This window comes from Mesonia profundi (genome assembly GCF_031085155.1).
GTDB classification, from domain to species: Bacteria; Bacteroidota; Bacteroidia; order Flavobacteriales; family Flavobacteriaceae; genus Mesonia; species Mesonia profundi.
On the sequence record NZ_JAVHUL010000024.1, the window covers coordinates 17912 to 38562 of the forward strand.

Sequence of the window (20651 nt, forward strand, 5' to 3'; positions counted from 1 at the left end):
ATTTTCTTGTTTAATTAAAAAGGTTTGTCTATGTAATATCTGAGGTTAAGGAAAAAACTTCTTCCGGGTTTTTGTAATAAATAATTATCGAATAAATCTTCGTTTGTAATATTATCAAGTGCCAAACTGATATTAAATTTTCCATCTGCCAAACTATAACCAGCTCTAAGATTATGCGACAATTGCATCGGAATATTATCTTGATTATTTGCTCCTATCTGATTCGGGGTGAAAAAATATTCTTCAACATAATTTAAAGAATACCCTATATTGAACTGACTTTTAGAATTTTCAGATTTTTTGAATGTATAATCAACATTTGCATTTCCGTAGAGATAGGGAATATTGGGCACTTTAAACCCATAATTGAAATTTGGTGATTGCGTTGTCCCTCCCAAATTGCTACTGCTCAAAAATTCCTGCTTGTCAATAATGCTTTGGTAAGTCAGATTGAGTCCCGCACGAAGGTTGCTCTTATATTTATATTGAACATCGATTTCAAAACCATTAGTCACAACATCACCAAGATTCACAAATTGCCTTGCAACAGGCTGGGAAACCGATTGATCCAATCGAATAAAATCTTTCGATTTCCGTAGTAAGTAATTTGCTTCTACACTTATGGTATTGACTTCTACAACATTAAATTCATATTTGACACCGATATTCAAGTTGTCGCTTGTTTCAGGTTTTAGGTTTGAATTTCTTGTGGTGAACAAACCGTCGCCCAATAATTCGGTTGGTTGCGGCAATCTATAGGTGTGCTCATAAGAAGTTTTGGCCTGTAATTTTGGTAAAATAAAATAGGATGCGGCAGCACCAAATCCATAATTATCGGTATTTGAATTTGTCTTTTCAAATTGTGTTTCACCGGAAGCATTAAAATCGCTGACAAAAGTTTCGGCATTCAAAAAATAGGCTTTGGCAAAGGCAGTTCCCGTAAATCGTTCAAGTTTAGCTTGATACGCTAAGCCTAAAATATTTTTGGTTAGCGACTGGGGAAATTGCAAGGTTGGAGAATTGGGATTTTCAACATCACTTGATGTCCGTTTAAAGTTTGTAAAAAGATAATTGATAGACAACCCGTAATTTTCATCTATGGCATACGAAACGTTTGTAGTCGTCAATAATTCCTTGTCCTTATTTTCCAATTGTGTTCGGGAAAATTCGGCTTGCGTACTTGGTATATTTTCCCCCAACCAATTATAACGAACACGGGTTGTATCTATAAAACGGTTGCGCATATTGTTGTAAACGCCGTAGAACTTAACATCTAAACCATTTGCGAAAAGATTTTCCTTGCTATATTTTAAAGTAGGTATCAACGCTCTTGAATTTGAAGTACGCGCGCCAAAAACCTGATTCATCGTAACGCCCGTCTGTATTTGCTTGTCGTTACCAGAAGCTATAAAACCCAACAAAAGCTTGTCGGCATACGGTTTATCTCTAACTCCTATTTCAACTTGTGCGGTTGCAGATTCATAATCGTCATGAAAACGCTCTACTTCTTGTTCTGGTAAACGTTGATTGGTCTGTAAATCTATCGGACGCACTTTAACTTTATAATTATTATCGGAATAGTTATAAAACGAAATGAGCTTGGCCGTAAAACCATTTTTAGGATTGGTATAAGCGAGATTTACACTTGCCCGATGTGTATTGAAAGCACCAAAACCATAAGAAGCATCAAGGTAATTTGCATCGTCGCGTGTTACAATGTTTACTGCGCCGCCAAGGGCATCGCTGCCCAAACTAATTGGCAAAACACCTTTGTATATTTCGATACGTTTAGCAAGATTTACAGGATAATTGTTCAAGGTTAGCGAAGAACCAAAATTATCTATCGGGATTCCGTCTAAAAAGAATTTTACCTGCCGGCCTGAAAATCCATTTAATGAAAACGTGAAATCTGAACCTAATCCCCCATTCTGACGAACCCGAACGCCACTTGTGCGGTCTAAAACTTTATTAATATCTGTGCCGCTATTGTAGAGCTCTTTAGCATTTATAACATTTATTGCGTATGCTTCTTCCCTTTTTATACGGATTTCGCTTTTGGATTTTATACTTACCTCGTCGAGCGCAGCTGCATCTTCCTCTAATTGAATATTTATCGTTTTAATTTCGCCGTTTTGCAAATCAACTGTGCGGTTTACCGTTTTAAAACCTACGTACGAAAATTGAAGGGTGATAATTTTATTGTTTGCAACTTGAATGTTATAATTCCCATTTACGTCTGCTACAGTACCATGATTTGATTCTTTCAGTAAAATTGTAGTTCCCAGCAATGGCGTTCCATAAGTGTCGGTAATTTTGCCCTGAATTGTGGATGTTTGTGTTTGAGCAGTGGCCACTGAGGTATTTGCAACAAAAATACTTATTAAAATTAGGATGAAGACTCGCATTAAACTCGCTATACTTATTTAGAATAAATTAAAATAATACGCAAATGTAATAGACAGATTTAGTTTCTGAAAGTTATTTGCTGAAAAATTTCAAATTATTTTTTTCTTCTTCCAAACCATATCAAAAATCCTGAAACTGGAAGTGTTGCTACGAATAAACTAGTGATGAATGCCATTATTTTTCCGAATATCCCAAAATATTGTCCTGTATGAAGACCAAAATTCATCTCCTGAAGTTTTATACCCGTATTTTTTTCCCTGTAGAATTGGCTAAAAAGCAAATCACCCGTTTCAGATTCAAAATAAAAATTAGACTGATGGTCAAAAGCCAATGATTTAGGATAAACGCCCGTGATGATTGGTAAGCCTTCGCCTTGATCCCAAACAAAGTACATTCCCTTATCTGGCATAAGTGAAAAAGTTTTTTCAAAAGAAATATCCAAAGCGCTATTTGTAGTTATTTTGTCAGTTTTTGGGAATATGGGAATGGCTTCAGAATTTCTTTCGTTACTTACGGCATTTCCAACTTCAAACAAACCTTCGTGAACCCATTCATACGAGAAGCTCAAACCCGTAATCGCAACAATGATTGCTGGAACTATTAAGTAAAAGCCGGTAGCGCGATGCCAATCGTAATTTTTCCTACGCCATCTCGCCTTCCATTTTATCTTAAAGTTTTGGGCAGAATTTTTCCATTTTTTTGGCCACCAAAGTATCAAGCCGCTCACCAACATTATCAAGAAAATAATTGTTGAAACACCGGTTACCTGCTTGCCTATTTCTTCTGGTAACAGCAAAAATCGATGCAAATGTTCCACAATCATGAAAAAGTCGGTATCCAGATTTTGAACGTGGATTATTTCCGCAGAAAAAGGATTTAGATAAACTTCATAAGGGATATCATCTACATTTATAGAAATAGCAGCAGGCCTTGTTTTATCATGATAAACCACCATATTGGGATTGCTTTCAGGAATCGCCTCTCTTACATTTTGAAATAATATTGAAGGTGCTACAAAATCCCTATCTTCATTTTGAATAAATCGCCAAGAGAAGACGGCATCCTTAATTTCGTCTTGAAATACATAGATACAGCCCGTAACCGCAATCACAAAAACAATGAGTCCAGAAATCATACCAAGCCATAAATGAATTCTACTTGCTAATTTTTTCCATAATTTTTTTCTCTTTTTTTTCATTCCTACTTATTACATCTCCGCGTTTACTATAAAAATTAAGAGAGATTTGATTAGAGCTGCAAAAGTATTATTTATACCGAGTATAAATAACTAAAAAGGAAATTAAATTGTATTTCAAGAATAATTTCGGTTCAACATCAAAATATCCTATGATTCCTTAAGATTCTACTTTTAAGGTGAAAAGTCGAAATAGTGACAACTCGGAGGTAAGTAATTTTATAAACTATTGTAAAATAAAAAATGAGTAGTAATTTCATCTCGTACCTGCCTGCCAGCAGGCAGGTACGGCGGTTCACAATCCATCTTTCCAATCGCTCTTTACACCAATTGAAACTATTCTGTACTTTTTCAAAAGGCTACAGATTTTCTTGGGAATCGGTCACCCAATTAGCGAAAATCAATGCTCCCAATGTAATTTCCAAAAGGATTGCGTTCAGTCCTATCTTCACAGATAGCAAGCTTGCAGCTTACTAATGGTTCAATGAGCTTCTCTGAGCCCTTCGATAAAACTCAGGATAAACTAAAGCCGAAGGCTTACTCCTGCCCATAAGGGACTTGCACCCTCTAAATTAATTAGTTACCTTTCGGTAAATAAAAGATGCCCATACTGGGCACACACAATGTATATAAAACATAGCGGATTTAGACTTAAATTCGGTGGTCTCCACAATCAATAAAAGTAATTTATAAGCCGATAATTAACTGAATATCAACCTACAAAACTCAATACACAAACACGTTATCTGCAACCTAAAAAAAATACCAATTCCTGCAATAGGCTAACTAAAAATTAAAACTTTTAGGCTATACTTAGAGAAAGACAAAAGCTGTACATAAAATAGATTTTCACTCCAATGAATCATAAAACTTTATTAGATTATATAAATAAACATATCAACTTAACCGTTGAGGAAGAAGCCATTCTGTTTTCTAAAGTCGTGCACAGAAATTATCTTAAAGATCAATATATAGTTCAGCAAGGAGACACCTGTAAACACACTAATTTCATTATTTCGGGATGTACAAAAACATTCTATATGGATGAAAAAGGTCAAGAACATATAGTAATGTTTTCCATTGAAGATTGGTGGACATCTGATTTGGGAAGTTTTATAACTCAAACTCCTGCCGACTTTAATGTTCAATGTTTAGAGAATACCCAGCTTATCCAATTCACCACAGAAAGTCTTGAAGCCTTATATATTGAAATACCAAAACTCGAACGTTTTTTTAGAAAGGTTGCAGAACGAGCAATTGTGGCCTCCCAAAAAAGAATTATTCAAAACTTTAGTCTTTCAGCGATAGAACGATACCAAATTTTCAAGAAAACCTATCCCGAAATAGATCAACGGGTCCCTCAATATATGATCGCTTCATATTTAGGTATTACCAAGGAGTTTTTAAGCAAAATTAAAAGCGAACTCATTCAAAAGCAATGATTGTTAATCTAGTTTAACATCATTTCATAATCTACTTCATTTTCTAATGCTTTAATGTTCTGGATATTTGCACCACAATATTTTAATTCAATAGAAAAATGAAAAAAATAATTCAAAACAGCTTTAGTTCTGATACTTCAGAGAATACACTAGCAATAGCATTATTAATACTTCGAGTTGTCATTGGCGCAATGATGTTAATGCACGGTTTAGGAAAACTATCAATGCTTCTTGGCAATGATCCAATTTCATTTCCGGACCCTTTAGGTATTGGCCTAACTGCATCTTTAGCACTTGCAGTTTTTGCTGAAGTATTCTGTTCTATTTTTTTAATTTTAGGAATAGCAACAAGAATTTCAGCCCTATCATTGATAGTAACAATGCTTATTGCTGCATTCTTGGTACACGGAAATAATGGGTTTGCCGCTCAAGAATTAGCGTTCCTTTACCTATTAATTTATTTGGTGATTGCAATTGTTGGTGCAGGGAAATATTCAATCGATAATTGGATAAGTAAAAAACAGTTGGATAACTTTGTTCGACAAAATCTAAATCGAAAAGAATTGTTACCAACAATGGGGTTAGTGTCATTCGGATACAAGTGAAAGAAGAAAAATAATAAAAACGTTAGGCAGAATTTTAAGAGGACAACATAACATCAAATAAACAGATAAAATGAAAGCAGCAGTAGTGTTTCAAAAAGGAGAATTACCAAAATATGTTACAGATTTTAAGGAACCAAAAGTTCAAAACGAAAATGAATTATTGATTACTGTAAAAGCATCTGCAGTAAAAAACCTCGATAAGTTGCGTGCAAGTGGACAACATTATTCAATGCAAACTATTGACCAGCCAATTGTAGTAGGCGGTGATGGAGTTGGTTTACTTGAAGACGGAACACGTGTTTATGGAATGGGCATAAGTGGAATGATTGCTAAAAAAGCGATTATTGATAAAAATAGAGTCGTTAAATTACCAGCAAATATTGACGATGATTCTGCTTCGGCTTTACCAAATGCTGTTATGGGTTCTGCATTGGCGCTTCGTTTTAGAGCTTCATTAAAAGAAGGAGAAACTGTTTTAATAAATGGTGCGACAGGCGTTACAGGAAAAGTAGCAGTTCAGATTGCTAAACATTATGGTGCGAAAAGAGTAATTGCAACAGGAAGAAATGAACAATCTCTACAAGAACTATTGACACTTGGAGCAGACGAAATTATTTCAATCAAGCAAAATGATGAAAGCTTTGTTTCACAAATCAAAAAGGAACACCAACAAAACCCAATTGACGTTGTAATTGACTATTTGTGGGGACATAGTGCTGAATTGATTTTATCATCATTAACAGGTGATGGTAGATTTTCACATCGCACACGCTTTATAACAGTTGGTGGAATGAGCGGTGACACAATTACTCTTTCATCTTCAATTTTACGAGGAACAGACATTCAAATTTCAGGCTCAGGTTTGGGTACTTGGGCACCGGAAGAAGTAAAAATTTTGTTTACAGAAATACTTCCTGAAGTATTCCAACTTGCAGCAGACAATAAATTAAAAATTGAAACCGTAAATGTTGATTTGAAGGAGATAGAAAAATATTGGGATAGGAAGATTGAAGGTGGAAAGCGATTAGTAGTTTTAATTTAACAAAAAAAACAGTCTCTATCAACACCTGTAAGCTGAAAAAAAATGTAGACCGAATTTTTCTATATTGAATAACTCTAAACTAGAAAAAAATGAAAAGTAAGATAAATAAATTGTGGTTCGTAATGATGTTGACTTCTATGAGTTTTATTGCTAACGCACAGGATAGAAAAATCCCTAAAGACCAGATTCCTACACAAATCAAAACTTTTATTGCGACCTATTTCCCAAACAATGCCGTGCTAAAAGCATCATTCGATAACCATCCAGTTTATAAAAAATATGAGATTTCTTTAACAGACAAGGTTTCTTTAGAGTTCAGCCCAGATTACAAAATCAAGGAAATTAAGTCAAAATCTAAACTACCCAATGAGGTAATCCCAGCTCAAATTCTCTAATATGTAAAAACAAATTATCCAAACAATGTAATTACTGACTGGGAATTAGATGACAGCAACCAACAGGTAAAACTTGATAATGGCACAGATTTAGAGTTTAATCTAAAAGTTGCGTTTATGGGTTGAATTCAAGGGGCTTTAAATTTAAAAAAAATATAAATGACGTTAGTTTGATATTAAAATCATTAATAGAAGTAACACTGAAGAATAAGGCCAACACACATCGAGTAGACGGGTGACGACCTAACGGTCGCCACCGCGCCTCCTCACAGTTCTGCTGAGCTTGTCGAAGTACCAGCTTACCCTTCGACTTCGCTCAGGATAAACCTAGTGGGTCTCGTATACGGCGGTTCATAATCCATCTTTCCAATCGTTCTTTATACCAATTGAAACTATTCTGTACTTTTCCAAAAGGCTACAGATTTTCTTGGGAATCGGTCACCCAATTAGCGAAAATCAATGCTCCAAATGTTATTTCCAAAAGGATTGCTTATGTAGTGGCTGCCATTTGAAAGCTTTGCGATTATGAGTATTAAGCTTTTTATTCTTATTGTATGAATATTTAATTCAGCAATTTTATCTTAAATGATGCATTGTTTAAAAGCGAATTAAACCAAAAAGAAATACTAGTTTATCAAAGTCTTTTCCAATTCACTTTTTATTCTAATCAGTATATTGTCATTCTAATTTATTGCAACCTATTTCAAATGGTGCATCAATTTTTAGAGGTATACTTGCTTAACTTTTAGATTATTCTCATCTTTAAAAAAGTTAATTGCTTCTGTATGTTCCGAAATATTTAAACCAAAGATGTTTTGAGAAAGTTCAAATAAATGTGCTTCGGTTTCGAAAAAATGCATCATATAACCGCCCGTATTTACGAAAGTAACAACGTCCCCTATTTCTGGAAGTTTGGGTAAAGCTATCTTACGCTTAAGAATAAAATCTCGCTCCAAACAATACGCTCCAGTAAAATAAACCTCCACTTCTTTTTTGTTTTCATCTGGATTAGAATAGGTCACCATAGGATCTAATAAAAAATCGGCACTAGAGCTTGTCATCTGAGTCATATTCATTTCCAATCCAACTAAAATATTGCCCTCTGCATCTTGCTTTCTATGAGCTACTTTTGCCATCGTTATTCCTACTTGATCCAATAAGCTGCGTCCTGGTTCCAATCGGAGTTCAATATCCATTTTTTCCAAACGTTCCCAAACCGATATTTTCTCTCGATTGTTAACTTCTAAAATACTTTTAATGAAACTTGCTTTAGGCGTTTCATTGTAATAAGGATAAGTAGCTAATTGCCCTTCTATTTTCTTATCTCGCTCAATAAAACCCAGCCCGTTATTTTGGTAAGTAATAGGGTCTCGCTCATGCAATAGCGCATTTTTAAGTTCGTCTTGAAAGTTATTCCACTGCTCTTTACTTTTTAAATAGTTGATGAGAATCCCACCGCCAATATCAATAAACCGAGGATCAAAATTATAAGTTCTTAAGGTTTTTATTAAGTCTAAAGTTTGATGAAGAGCAGCGCCTCTTTGCTGCGGATTATACCCATCTAGGTGAAAGTGAAAACCAGTAAATCTGATGCTCTTACGTACGCTTTCATCATCAAAAAACTGAAGTATAAAGCCTCCCACACTCTCCATATCAACTCCAAATCTACTTTTTAATTTTTTATTTTGAAATTCGAATCCACTTATACGTATTCCAACCATCGCTTGTTTATCTTCTTCTAAACATAACTTATAAATTAATTTTGCCTCATCCTCATTATCAATTATTATTAAAACCTCATGTCGAATCGCAAGACGCAATAATTTAGTATTCTTTATGGCGGCAGTAAGCACTAAATTTTCAGGTTTAATGTTTAAATCTAAACATTGCTTAAGTTCTGCAAAGCTTGCGGTATCCACACCTATTCCGCTTTCAAAAGCAACGGTGGCCAAAGTATTGCATTTATTTGCTTTCCTCGCGTAAAAAATTTTACTTTTGAAGTTATACTGTTTGAAAAAAGCTAAATACTCTCCTATATTAGATTGAAATGAATGAAGATTATGAATATTTAACGGAGAATCATATCTCTCTAATAAATCTTCTTGTAATTTAAAATCATTCACTATAGACTCCATCCAAGGGGAAGTAATTGGTTCTAAAAGGGGGATATTATTTTTCATAACTATCTTTTTGTTGTTTTAAAAGTTCACCTGCATTTTTAGCCCATAGGCTTACGGTATCATTTCTTTTCCTTGACAAGGTATCATTATCAAATAAAAATCCTTCGGTTGGAGTTCCATATAAAGTGATCTTAGTGTCTGGATTTCCTTGTTCATCTAAAGGATTTCCTTGTTCATTACACATTATAGTGTCAGCATGGTTAAAGTTAAGCTTAGCATTGTCATAGTTAAAAATAGGTTTTGAATTTATTTCATTAAAAAGCACTTTGCAATCCTTGTTATATCCTCTGGGAATACGAGCATCAATTAGGATGTCAAAAAGGGTTGTACATTGGTTAAGAGTTAACGTACTTGTATTACTATTAATTACAGTAGGATTTTTAGCATATGAAAAGTCTAAAAGACCAAGATCACCTATTGCTAGCATCTTTTTAATATTAATTACAGGTGGTCCAAAAGAAATTCTATTAAACAGTGAAAAATACTTTTTAATAAATTTCGATTTTGAAGATGGGGTTAATCTATCCGCAGCATAAAGCTTATTAAAATCTGCACTCATATTTTTCCAAGTTCTAGCAGCTGCAACTAACGGACTATTGTTTTTTTTCAACTCTGCTAACCACATTCTCCAATAACGCGGTAATTCTAAATTCAATTCTTTATCATTAAAATAAGGATAAAACAAATCAGCAGCTTTAAACTTTTTTTCTGAAGCATGTAGAAGATGGAATTCTTTTATCTCCTCTTCCACCCTATCGAATTGCTGATTAAGATTCAGAAAAATATCGTAATTTTTAAACAATTGAAAATAGTATTCCCCCAAAATATCTTGCTTAATAAGTGGAAGTAATTCTTTTTCAAAATCAAAAATTTTTGTCTTTGATGTATCATCTTCTATAAACCTCTTAAAGAAAAAACTTTTTTGTGATCCGATAGGATTTGGATTTCTAGGAATGATAGGAATACCTGAAAGCGAAAAAGGATAAATTTTTAATGGTTCTTCTCCTGATTTAATATAACTCCATTCTTTCTTTGCGTTTAATTTGAATTCTCCTCCTCTGCCCTCGGTTAAACCCAATACAGAGTCTATAGCTGTTAACCCCATACCCTTACAAGCTATAATAGTGTTAGATGGTAATGAACCCAATTGTTCCTGAATGGGATAGATAAAAGGCACAAAGTTCTCGTTGGAAGAGTTTTCATTCTTCTTACTTAAAATACTTGTTGAGTGTCCTGTAGTTATCAAAAGAGAATAAAAATACGGACTTTTAAATTTCGTGTCACTAGTATAAATCAAATAATTTCTCCCTTTCTTATCAATTGATTCTACTCTGTTCTTATAAGTATGAATTGTAATATTCTTAGGTGCAAGCTCCATTAATCGAAGAAAATAATGATGAAAATACGCACCTACTTCTGCCCTTGAAGCTATTTTATAATTTTCTTCTTCCACGTTAGTCCCATGTTGCTTTGCTTGCCACTGGGAGAAAGATAAGAAGTCTAGAATTGGTGAAGGTGCCGTGAGAGGTTGTAATGATATGTGTATATTGGGATAATTCATTTTTAAATAATCAGGTTGCTGAGGATCGTAAATCCAACCTGTTGCAAATAAACGGTTAAGATTAAAGAGATGTATTTCAATTTTAACCTTTGAAATTGATTCGAGATTCGCCAATAAGCGCTCGAAACCCAAAAACCCTTTTGGTCCCATTCCTATGATACCAATGTGAAAAACATTATTCTTCAAAGCTTTTTAAATATTTAAACGTAAATTTTTCCGAAATGTTCTTTTCTCCATTTTGGGTTATAAATAGTTTCTATATACCGTTCTCCCCTATCACATATTATAAGCGCAATTTTACTTTCCTTAGGCAATTGAGGTGTTATTTTAAATAAGGCAGAAACTATAGCTCCAGATGAACCTCCTGCCATAATACTTTCTTCACGTAGTAATATATGACAGCCCTTCACGCAATCCCAATCGTTTACATGTACTACTCCATCTACATCATTCTTTTTTAAGAATTGAGAGGGTAACCCAGCTCCGTGACCCGGTATTAAACGCTTTTCAGAATTTTGACCAAAAATCACACTTCCTTCAGCATCCACTGCTATAAGTTTAGTAGATAAATTATGCCGCTTTATATAATCTGCACATCCCATCAAAGTGCCACAAGTACTAGTAGCAATCATTACATAATCAAATTGACCAACTTGTGTATTTGATATTTCGTGCATGGTTTTATGATGAGCTATTGGATTGGCTTCATTTCCATACTGATTAGTCCAAACGGCTTTAGGGTTATTATCTAATAATTGCTGCACTCGCTTTAATCTTGCAGCTAAAAACCCCCCGCTCTCAAATGGTTCTGAAACCTTTTCAATTTGAACACCATAAGCTTTTAAAATTTTAAGTGTATGGATATTAGCTTTAGTATCTACAACAATAATTAAGGGTAATTTAAAATAACTACACACTTGAGCTAATCCAATGGCCATATTACCGCTGCTACTCTCTACTAATGTGGAGTCTGCATTAATGCTTCCTTCAGATAAACCTTTACTAATAATAGAATATGCAGTTCTATCTTTTATACTCCCCCCAGGGTTAGAAGACTCTAGTTTTCCATAAACCGATAAACCGGTTTCTTTTGATATTCTCGAAAAATTTACCAAAGGTGTACTGCCGATTACCTCCAAAATAGATTTGGCCACTTGATATTCAGAAGAAGTTTTAGATTTAGTAATTGATATCATATGGTTTTGTAAGCATTATTTAAATTATTGAGATTAGGAAAGGTGATGTATTAAAAATAAAACCTCTCACACATCCAATCATAGTTCTAGCTAAAGTAAGATATATATCTTTTGGGAACAATAATTTTTATTTACTATCTTTTAAAGTGTTATATTTTATTGTTTAATCGAAATGTCGCATTTAAGACTTGAATCCTGCCTGGAATCTAGCAAATGAAAAGGAAGTGGACAAATCATTATAATAAAAAAGTGTAGTAATTTCTAAGCTTTTTTGTTTCCGAGAAGAGTACACAAGAACACCGTATTGCCTGTTGAAAGAGTGTAGACCTCCCTATCAAAAGTCTACACTCTAAACATTAAATTTAAAAACAATGCCCTAAACATCATATTCCCCACTTAAGCTTCACAGCTAACACAGTTTACCAGATTACCTACAAACTCTTTAGATACACTCTGGCTGCGTTGATAATAAAGACTCTTTACACCTAGACGCCAAGCTTCAATCATTAAGGTATTTACCTCTTTGATCGATAAATTGGATGGAATATTTAAATTTAAACTTTGAGATTGATCTATATATTTTTGTCTAACAGAAGCTTGTTGAATAATTTCTAACTGACTTATTTCTTTAAATGTTTTAAAGACTTGTTTTTCCTCTTCAGTTAAGCCCTCCAAATGTTGTACACTTCCGTGATTTAGCATAATGCTTCGCCATACTTCCTCATTGTCTAATCCTTTTTCCTCCAACATTATTTTGAGGTACTTATTTTTCCGCATAAAATTTCCTTTAGACAATCCTGCTTTATAATAATTACTACTAAATGGCTCTATCCCGGGAGAAACTTGACCTAAAATTGCCGAAGATGAAGTGGTAGGTGCAATGGCCAATAAAGTAGTATTTCGCAAACCATATTCTTTTAAAATTTCTGGTTCTCCATAAATGCTAGCCAATTCTTTAGAAGCGGTTTCAGCTTGATCTTTTATAAAACTAAAAACTTGTACCGTACGTTGTTTCGCTTCCAAACCTTCAAAAGGAATGCTGTTTTTTTGTAAATAAGAATGCCACCCCATAACACCCAAGCCAAGTGCTCGATGTCTTTTAGCAAATAAGTTAGCTGACTTTAAATAATAACTATCTTCCGTCTTAGCAATAAACTCTTGCAAGACAGCATCTAAGAAATAGATAGCCAATTGTACGGCATTAGTATCCTTCCACTCCTCATATAATTCTAAATTCATAGAGGATAAGCAACATATAAAAGATTCTTCTTTATTGGAGGGCAACATAATTTCAGAGCATAGATTACTTGAGTTTATTTGCTGATTTTTATCCTTATACACCTGCGGTTTTTGTCGATTAACATTATCTGTAAAGAATACATAGGGTAAACCTTTTTGCTGGCGAGACTCCAATACTTTCGCCCAAATTTCCCGTTTATCCATATCGCCATCTATCATATCTTGCATCCAATAATCAGGAACACAAACACCATAGAACAAATTTTGTAGCGGACTCCCAATACTCTTAATTTGAAGAAATTCCAAAATATCAGGATGATCTATGTCTAAATAAGCGGCATATGCGCCACGTCTTACTCCACCTTGTGAAATGGTATCCATAGCGGTATCAAACAATTTCATAAAAGAAACGGCTCCACTACTGCGACCATTATCCGTTACTGCGCTTCCACGTCCGCGGAGATCTCCAAAGTAACCAGATGTGCCTCCTCCTATTTTCGTTTGCATGATCACTTCACCCAATTTATGGGTTATTCCCTCAATATGATCAGGCACATGTACGTTAAAACAGGAAATTGGAAGCCCCCGCTCTGTTCCCATATTTGCCCAAATTGGAGAACTCAAGCTCATCCATCCCTTTTCGATTAACGCAATAAAAGGCTCTTTAAGTTCTGGCTTAAAAAGACGTTTAGATGCTGCAGTCGCCACCCGTTCAATAGCTCCCTTAACAGTCTCTCCTTTTAACAGGTAACCTCTATTTAATATTTGTTCACTTTCTTCGTTTAACCACCAAAGTCTTTCCATTCTATGTTTTTTTTATTAATCAATAATTTTTATAGGATTCTTATGTATAGACAAGGCAATTAAATTGAATAAACCCTTAATCGATTTATTTTAGGTATTCTCCTCATACCTTTCTATTTAACAAATCTGTACATTAACCTTTAAACTCGTACTTATAACTTTTACAACCTCAGCCTGTAAGTGTTGATCGTTGTTTCTTTAAACAGTTTATCCTAATCCATGGAAGTGTTTAAAAATACCTCTTTAAATAGTAGAGAAAGTGAGTGACCTATATTATTAGTCACTTAGATCTGCTACTAAATTATTTTTAGATTCTAATAAAATCATTATTGATTGGCCTAATTGACCGATGTCTACGGATTAAATTCCTCTAAAAACTTACTTAAGAAGTTCTTGTTTAATATGCCAAGATAAGTTAGCGCATTAAAATAAATCTACAGCCCGAATGCTCTTATCATGTTTGGTATAATCTACTGGTCTTTTCGCAAAGAAATCATCTAGAGAATTAGCAAATATTTCTTCTTCAAACCACTGCATAGGTTTGTATTGTTCTGGAGAAATATGGAATATTTTTCCTAAACCTATTTTCTCTAAGCTTTCATCCGCTCTAAATTTCATGAAATTGAGCAAATCTGTTTTACTTATACTGTCTAGGGCTCCCCCTTCAAAAATCCAATCAAGAATCTCTGCTTCTACATCAATTGAATGACAAACGATATCTTTAATTTGTATTTGGGTATCCTCATCGAAGAAATCTGGGAATTCTTTTTTAATTTCATTTACAATATACATTCCAGCATTTGCGTGAATTTGCTCATCTACAGACGTCCAAGCAATAATATTACTCACGTTTTTCATCAAACCACGAAAGCGCGTAAAAGATAGTATAATTCCAAATTGACTAAATAAGGATACATTTTCAATAAGAATTGAAAATAAAATAAGTGAAAATACATATTTTTTCTTATCATTTTCTTTAGTAAAAACTAAAGCATCAGAAAGGTATTCGAAACGTTTTTTAATGACGGGCTCTTCCATCAATTTTTCAAACTCATGATTGTACCCTAATACGCTAAGTAACCTCGAGTAAGCTTCCGAATGTCTAAACTCACATTCGGCAAAAGTACTTCCAAGTCCGTTAAATTCAGGTTTGGGCAAATGATGATACAAATCTCCCCAAAAAGATTTAACAGCTACCTCAATTTGTGCAATAGCCAGTAAGCTCTTTTTAACTATTTGTTTTTCATTGGCTGATAGGTGCGAGTGAAAATCTTGCACATCAGCAGTAAAATCAACTTCAGAATGTACCCAAAAAGATTTATTGATGGCATCAGTAAATTGATGGATCTCGGGATACTCAAAAGGTTTGTAATTGGTTCTCTTGTCAAAAATGCTCATTATGTAGTTTTTTAAAGTTAAACGTGTACATAAAAGGCAAAATATACGCAGACAAATACCACCTAGATTGTGGTACTTATGTGACGGAGTTTGCTTCTTATGCGAAAACAAATCCTGATAAAAAAGATAGGTGATCTGACTTATGGGAGTACCCCAATTACAGTTGCGCAACAGTTCGTGATTCTAACACGATTCTCCTATTTTACGACTCATTTTTATAGAATTAAATGGTGTCGTCTTTTTTACTTTAGATGCCTCAAAGTTAGAAAACTTATTACTATTCTTTCGAATAACTTCTTAACAGTTGTTAATAAATCATAACTAACAATCTATTTTGTAAGCAAATTTTAATTAATATTTTTTAAATAAAATTCAGTCTACCCGTAGAAATAATTCAACTTAAGAAATCAAATAAACCACCTGTAAATGATTATCTTTTTATTTTAGATGAACTTCCAAAAGCTTAAATTTTATTTGTGCTCCCCTCTACTCCCTTAATAAACTGGTTCTAACTTCGTATACACTAAAGCTGAAAAGCTCATCATCCAAACTAAAATGATCGATCTATCGCTAATTTTATAAAGCTTTAATCTCTCATTCCTTTTTTATTTGATTACTCAAGACTTTGGCTTCTAATAATCTGTTAATTTAAATTTATATAGGATACTAATTTATCTCAACCTATGAGACTACCTAAGCTCAAACGCCTTTAATTGCATGATAAACAAAAGATTACAGATTTAAATAAATAACTATTAGAATCCCCAATTTTGGGTCTTTTATTTTTCCTATTTTTTAAATATAATTTGCATTTTATGAAAAAAAGTAAATAAAGTCGATTAAGAGTTAATTTTTTAATAGGTTTGTAGTGTAAACTTTAGGGGTGTTCTAATTTTTAGAACTGAGAAAAACCCTTTGAACCTGATCTGGTTAGTACCAGCGAAGGGAAAAGTCGAAAAAACACATTATATCATGTGTTTACACTCCTTTTCATAAGAGTATCCGTTTGGGTACTTTCATTTCAAAGCAACCCTTTCTCCAAACCTTTAGAATTTACAGCATATTTAAAAATATACTGTACTATGATTACTATACACGTTAATGAGAAACCCTTAGAAATCGATACCGATTTCAACATCCTACAACTGCTCAAGCAACTTAAATCACCGCAAGATGGGATTGCCGTAGCCATTAACAATACCATTATTTCAAAAAAATCATGGGCGTCTAAAACATTATCAAAAGATGATTCTGTTTTAATAATTCAAGCCACCCAAGGTGGATAATAACGCCATTCAATACTAACATATTCGCATAACATCATTCCATTATGAAAAATAAAGACACCGCACCTAAAAAAGGAACCATCACAAGAAAGCCGTTTCCTAATTCTAAAAAAGTTTACGTATCTGGTAAAATTCATCCGCACATAAAAGTTGCGATGCGTGAAATAGCGCTAAGCGATACGAAAGATTCTATAACAGGAAAGATGACTTCTAACGAACCCGTGACCGTGTATGATACTTCGGGGCCTTACACTGATCCCAACAAGGAGATTGACATTCACCAAGGTATTGAAAGGATCCGTGAGCCATGGATTTTAGACAGAAACAATGTGGAGCAGTTAGATGCATTTTCTTCAGATTACTCCAACCAGCGTTTAAACAACAAAGAGTTGGACCATATGCGTTTCTCATTATTGAAAAAGCCTTTCCGTGCTAAAGAAGGTGAAAACGTAACCCAATTGCACTACGCTAAAAAAGGAATCATCACTCCAGAAATGGAGTATATCGCCATTCGTGAAAACCAACGAATCGATGAAATGACCGAGATTAGAAAGCAACACAAAGGGGAGCACTTTGGTGCCTCCATTCCAGATAAAATCACACCCGAATTTGTTCGAGACGAGGTGGCTAGAGGTCGTGCTGTAATACCTTCAAACATCAACCACCCAGAAGCCGAACCTATGATTTTAGGGAGAAACTTTTTGGTAAAAATAAATGCAAATATCGGGAACTCCGCCACCACCTCTTCCATTGAAGAAGAAGTAGAAAAAGCGGTGTGGGCTAGCCGTTGGGGTGCAGACAATATTATGGACCTTTCTACCGGTCAAAATATCCACGAAACCCGCGAATGGATTATACGCAACTCGCCAGTGCCTGTTGGGACGGTGCCTATTTACCAAGCCTTGGAAAAAGTAAATGGCGTTGCCGAAGACTTAACCTGGGAAATTTTCCGTGATACGCTAATCGAACAAGCCGAACAAGGTGTCGATTATTTTACCATCCACGCTGGGGTGTTGCTACGTTACGTCCCTATGACTGCCAACCGGGTAACGGGGATTGTTTCTCGTGGCGGTTCTATCATGGCAAAATGGTGTTTGGCACATCATAAAGAAAGTTTTCTATATACCCATTTTGAGGACATTTGCGAAATTTTAAAAAAATATGATGTTGCCTTTTCATTAGGCGATGGCTTGCGCCCAGGCTCTATAGCCGATGCAAATGATAAAGCGCAGTTTGCAGAGTTGGAAACTTTGGGTGAATTAACAAAAATCGCCCGAAAGCACGAAGTACAGTGCTTTATTGAAGGTCCCGGTCACGTGCCTATGCATATGATTAAGGAAAACATGGAAAAGCAAATTGAAGTCTGCGACGAAGCTCCCTTCTATACGTTAGGCCCATTGACCACAGATATCGCTCCTGGTTATGACCATATTACTTCTGGTATTGGTGCCGCTATGATTGGTTGGTTTGGCTGTGCGATGCTATGTTATGTGACACCAAAAGAACATTTAGGATTACCCAATAAAGAAGATGTTCGCGTGGGTGTGATAACGTATAAGTTAGCTGCCCATGCAGCCGATTTAGCAAAAGGACATCCAGGTGCCCAACACCGGGATAATGCGTTGAGTATGGCTCGTTTTGAATTCCGTTGGGAAGATCAGTTTAACTTAGGGTTGGATCCTGAGCGTGCTTTACAATACCACGATGAAACCCTACCAGCAGCCGGTGCGAAGTTAGCGCACTTCTGTTCTATGTGTGGTCCTAAGTTCTGTTCTATGAAAATATCACAGGAAGTCCGTGATTTCGCCAAAGAAAATGATATTGTGGATAATGAAGTGATTCAAAAAGGAATGGATGAAAAGTCGAAAGAGTTTAAAGACAAAGGTTCTGAAGTATATCTATAAATTATGATAGTTGTTATTGCTCCTGAAACGGATATCAAAGATGAGATAAATACGCTACACCTGCTTTTCGAAGCGGGTCTGGCGTGCTATCACCTTCGGAAACCAGAAAAAGACTATAAAGAACACGTCGCTTATTTGAAGGAAATAGACGCAACCTACCATAACAGAATTGTAGTGCATTTGTTTCACGAATTAGTAAACGAATTCAATTTAAAAGGAATTCATTTTCAGGAACAAAAAAGAAGAGATACCATAGAAAATGAGCCATTAGAGTATTTTAAAAACCTAAATATGGTAGATAAAACAATCAGCTCTTCTTTTCATGAACCTGAAGACATCGCTACCTGTGAATTTGAATTTGATTATCACTTACTAAGCCCTGTATTTTCCTCGATATCTAAAAAAGGATATAAGGGACGCGGTTTCGATGTAAATCACATTGATAAAACAATTGTAGGAATGGGTGGTGTTTCTTCAGAAAACATAGAAGCTTTTAAGTCGCTAGGATATAAAGGCGTCGGTGTTTTAGGAGGCATTTGGAACAACAGCAAACCGGTAGAAGCTTTTAAAAACATAAAACAGCATTTTGAATAACCGTAAATATGTACTAACCATCGCCGGGCACGATCCTAGTGGCGGTGCCGGGATTACTTCAGACATAAAAACATTTGAAGCGCACGGTCTCTATGGACTATCGGTTTGTACAGCCGTCACGGTTCAAAACGATATAGCGTTTAAACAGTGTGACTGGGTTGCTACAGAAACAATTTTAGCACAAGTAGATACTTTATTTGAACGTTTTGAAATCAATACCGTAAAAATCGGACTTATAGAATCTTGGCATTCATTACTCCTTATAGTAGAAAAACTGCACACCATAAATCCTTCTATAAAAGTCGTTTTAGATCCTGTTTTTAAGGCAAGTGCTGGTTTTGATTTTCATTCAAACGAACAACAAGATGTCTTGAATGAAATTTGGAAACTGTGTGATATCATTACTCCAAATTACGATGAAATTCAGGATTTATATCCCGAAATGTATTTGGAAGAAACCCTTCAGCACATCAGCCGTTTTACAAACGTTCATTTAAAAGGCCGGCATAAAGAAGATAAAAAAGGCTGGGATCAATTACATCATAGCAAAATTGTGACGGTACACATTCCTCCTACTCTAACTGAAATTTCAGAAAAACATGGCAGTGGTTGTGTCTTGTCATCAGCATTGGCAAGCAACCTCGACTTAGCGATTGAATTAGAAGATGCCTGTAGAAATGCAAAATTGTACACCGAACAGTTTTTAAACTCTCACCCTTCCTTATTGGAGAAGCACGCTAATCTTACAAGAACATGATACCTAAATTACATTATATCTCACAAGGCGACAGCCCAAAGCAACACCTCGATAACATACAAAAAGCCTGCACTTTTGGCGCCGAATTGGTACAATTACGTCTTAAACATGCAGGCGAAGCTACCGTATTAAAAACAGCAGAAAAAGCAAGGGAAATTACCAGCAACTATCAAACCCGTTTAATCATTAACGACCATTACAAAATAGCCAAAGCGGTTCAAGCTGACGGCGTACATCTGGGAAAAACAGACCCCTGCCCTACCATTGCCAAAAAACATTTACATCCTTGGCAAGTAATTGGTGGAACTGCCAATACCCTTCAAGATTGCAACGAACTCATGGAAAAAAAAGTGGATTATATTGGATTGGGACCTTTTAGGTTTACCAATACCAAACATAATCTAAGCCCCATTTTAGGGCTGAATGGATATGCAAGCGTTTTAAAGGCATTCAAATCAGAGGTTCCCATTATTGCCATTGGCGGTATTACCCTAAAAGATGTCCCCGAAATATTAAAAACAGGCGTTTATGGAATCGCTGTATCGGGAGCGCTTACTAAAGATTTCAACAATATGAAACGTTTCAACAAAATAGTGCAAACACCTACTACACAGGAACAAATTTGGATCCCTAATAATAACAATTAG

General features: G+C 35.0%; 16 protein-coding genes and 1 riboswitch. Of the genes, 9 read left to right on the plus strand and 7 right to left on the minus strand.

Annotated elements, in window-relative coordinates; all coding sequences use genetic code 11:
• Nucleotides 1–14: 14 nt before the first annotated feature.
• A complete protein-coding gene (locus RBU60_RS09690) occupies nucleotides 15–2405 on the minus strand; it encodes a TonB-dependent receptor (RefSeq protein ID WP_308864702.1) in 2391 nt (796 codons plus the stop codon).
• A 95-nt stretch (nucleotides 2406–2500) separates the two neighbouring features.
• Nucleotides 2501–3604 (minus strand): PepSY-associated TM helix domain-containing protein, encoded by a 1104-nt coding sequence (locus RBU60_RS09695; protein ID WP_308864703.1) that lies wholly within the window; start codon nucleotides 3602–3604, stop codon nucleotides 2501–2503.
• 854 nt (nucleotides 3605–4458) lie between these two features.
• On the opposite strand from RBU60_RS09695, the gene RBU60_RS09700 reads away from it, so the two are divergent.
• From RBU60_RS09700 to RBU60_RS09715, 4 genes are all read left to right on the plus strand, one after another.
• Nucleotides 4459–5043 carry a Crp/Fnr family transcriptional regulator gene (locus tag RBU60_RS09700; protein WP_308864704.1) on the plus strand — a complete coding sequence of 195 codons (585 nt, stop codon included), beginning with the start codon at nucleotides 4459–4461 and terminating at the stop codon, nucleotides 5041–5043.
• A 98-nt stretch (nucleotides 5044–5141) separates the two neighbouring features.
• Nucleotides 5142–5648, plus strand: coding sequence for a DoxX family protein (locus RBU60_RS09705; protein WP_308864705.1), 507 nt, complete (start codon nucleotides 5142–5144; stop codon nucleotides 5646–5648).
• A gap of 70 nt (nucleotides 5649–5718) precedes the next feature.
• Nucleotides 5719–6690 (plus strand): quinone oxidoreductase family protein, encoded by a 972-nt coding sequence (locus RBU60_RS09710; RefSeq protein WP_308864707.1) that lies wholly within the window; start codon nucleotides 5719–5721, stop codon nucleotides 6688–6690.
• 89 nt (nucleotides 6691–6779) lie between these two features.
• On the plus strand, nucleotides 6780–7085 hold the full coding sequence (locus RBU60_RS09715; RefSeq protein ID WP_308864708.1) for a PepSY-like domain-containing protein: 306 nt from the start codon (nucleotides 6780–6782) through the stop codon (nucleotides 7083–7085).
• 722 nt (nucleotides 7086–7807) lie between these two features.
• On the opposite strand, the gene RBU60_RS09720 is transcribed toward RBU60_RS09715, so the two are convergent.
• From RBU60_RS09720 to RBU60_RS09740, 5 genes are all read right to left on the minus strand, one after another.
• A complete protein-coding gene (locus RBU60_RS09720) occupies nucleotides 7808–9265 on the minus strand; it encodes a type III PLP-dependent enzyme domain-containing protein (RefSeq protein ID WP_308864710.1) in 1458 nt (485 codons plus the stop codon).
• Nucleotides 9255–11012, minus strand: coding sequence for an FAD/NAD(P)-binding protein (locus RBU60_RS09725; protein ID WP_308864711.1), 1758 nt, complete (start codon nucleotides 11010–11012; stop codon nucleotides 9255–9257). The genes RBU60_RS09720 and RBU60_RS09725 overlap by 11 nt, the downstream gene beginning before the upstream one ends.
• 14 nt (nucleotides 11013–11026) lie before the next feature.
• Nucleotides 11027–12022, minus strand: a complete 996-nt coding sequence (gene sbnA, locus RBU60_RS09730) for a 2,3-diaminopropionate biosynthesis protein SbnA (RefSeq protein WP_308864712.1) — start codon at nucleotides 12020–12022, stop codon at nucleotides 11027–11029.
• A 396-nt stretch (nucleotides 12023–12418) separates the two neighbouring features.
• Complete coding sequence (locus tag RBU60_RS09735) at nucleotides 12419–14065, minus strand: ribonucleoside-diphosphate reductase subunit alpha (protein ID WP_308864713.1); 1647 nt, start codon at nucleotides 14063–14065, stop codon at nucleotides 12419–12421.
• Nucleotides 14066–14488: 423 nt separating this feature from the next.
• Nucleotides 14489–15463, minus strand: coding sequence for a ribonucleotide-diphosphate reductase subunit beta (locus RBU60_RS09740; RefSeq protein ID WP_308864714.1), 975 nt, complete (start codon nucleotides 15461–15463; stop codon nucleotides 14489–14491).
• An 869-nt stretch (nucleotides 15464–16332) separates the two neighbouring features.
• Nucleotides 16333–16428, plus strand: a riboswitch (TPP riboswitch).
• A gap of 117 nt (nucleotides 16429–16545) precedes the next feature.
• Between RBU60_RS09740 and thiS the strand changes: the two genes are divergently transcribed.
• The 5 genes from thiS to thiE are packed head-to-tail and all read left to right on the plus strand — an operon-like array spanning nucleotide 16546 to nucleotide 20651.
• Nucleotides 16546–16749 carry a sulfur carrier protein ThiS gene (gene thiS, locus RBU60_RS09745; protein ID WP_308864715.1) on the plus strand — a complete coding sequence of 68 codons (204 nt, stop codon included), beginning with the start codon at nucleotides 16546–16548 and terminating at the stop codon, nucleotides 16747–16749.
• A 44-nt stretch (nucleotides 16750–16793) separates the two neighbouring features.
• Entirely contained in the window at nucleotides 16794–18653 is a 1860-nt protein-coding gene (thiC, locus tag RBU60_RS09750; protein ID WP_308864716.1) for a phosphomethylpyrimidine synthase ThiC, read from the plus strand.
• Between the two features lie 3 nt (nucleotides 18654–18656).
• Entirely contained in the window at nucleotides 18657–19247 is a 591-nt protein-coding gene (locus RBU60_RS09755; protein ID WP_308864717.1) for a thiamine phosphate synthase, read from the plus strand.
• The gene (locus tag RBU60_RS09760; RefSeq protein ID WP_308864718.1) at nucleotides 19240–20004 is read left to right on the plus strand and encodes a hydroxymethylpyrimidine/phosphomethylpyrimidine kinase; all 765 of its coding nucleotides are present in this window, start codon (nucleotides 19240–19242) and stop codon (nucleotides 20002–20004) included. The genes RBU60_RS09755 and RBU60_RS09760 overlap by 8 nt, the downstream gene beginning before the upstream one ends.
• Nucleotides 20001–20651: a thiamine phosphate synthase gene (thiE, locus tag RBU60_RS09765; protein ID WP_308864719.1), complete on the plus strand. Its 651-nt coding sequence runs from the start codon at nucleotides 20001–20003 to the stop codon at nucleotides 20649–20651. Before RBU60_RS09760 ends, thiE begins: the two co-directional genes overlap by 4 nt.

Bases quoted from the DNA above. Each gene is read 5' to 3' on its own strand.
- RBU60_RS09720 (WP_308864710.1), bottom strand. From the start codon at position 9,265: ATGAAAAATAATATCCCCCTTTTAGAACCAATTACTTCCCCTTGGATG.
- thiC (WP_308864716.1), top strand. From the start codon at position 16,794: ATGAAAAATAAAGACACCGCACCTAAAAAAGGAACCATCACAAGAAAG.
- sbnA (WP_308864712.1), bottom strand. From the start codon at position 12,022: ATGATATCAATTACTAAATCTAAAACTTCTTCTGAATATCAAGTGGCC.
- RBU60_RS09695 (WP_308864703.1), bottom strand. From the start codon at position 3,604: ATGAAAAAAAAGAGAAAAAAATTATGGAAAAAATTAGCAAGTAGAATT.
- RBU60_RS09740 (WP_308864714.1), bottom strand. From the start codon at position 15,463: ATGAGCATTTTTGACAAGAGAACCAATTACAAACCTTTTGAGTATCCC.
- RBU60_RS09690 (WP_308864702.1), bottom strand. From the start codon at position 2,405: ATGCGAGTCTTCATCCTAATTTTAATAAGTATTTTTGTTGCAAATACC.
- thiE (WP_308864719.1), top strand. From the start codon at position 20,001: ATGATACCTAAATTACATTATATCTCACAAGGCGACAGCCCAAAGCAA.
- thiS (WP_308864715.1), top strand. From the start codon at position 16,546: ATGATTACTATACACGTTAATGAGAAACCCTTAGAAATCGATACCGAT.
- RBU60_RS09705 (WP_308864705.1), top strand. From the start codon at position 5,142: ATGAAAAAAATAATTCAAAACAGCTTTAGTTCTGATACTTCAGAGAAT.
- RBU60_RS09700 (WP_308864704.1), top strand. From the start codon at position 4,459: ATGAATCATAAAACTTTATTAGATTATATAAATAAACATATCAACTTA.
- RBU60_RS09710 (WP_308864707.1), top strand. From the start codon at position 5,719: ATGAAAGCAGCAGTAGTGTTTCAAAAAGGAGAATTACCAAAATATGTT.
- RBU60_RS09715 (WP_308864708.1), top strand. From the start codon at position 6,780: ATGAAAAGTAAGATAAATAAATTGTGGTTCGTAATGATGTTGACTTCT.
- RBU60_RS09755 (WP_308864717.1), top strand. From the start codon at position 18,657: ATGATAGTTGTTATTGCTCCTGAAACGGATATCAAAGATGAGATAAAT.
- RBU60_RS09735 (WP_308864713.1), bottom strand. From the start codon at position 14,065: ATGGAAAGACTTTGGTGGTTAAACGAAGAAAGTGAACAAATATTAAAT.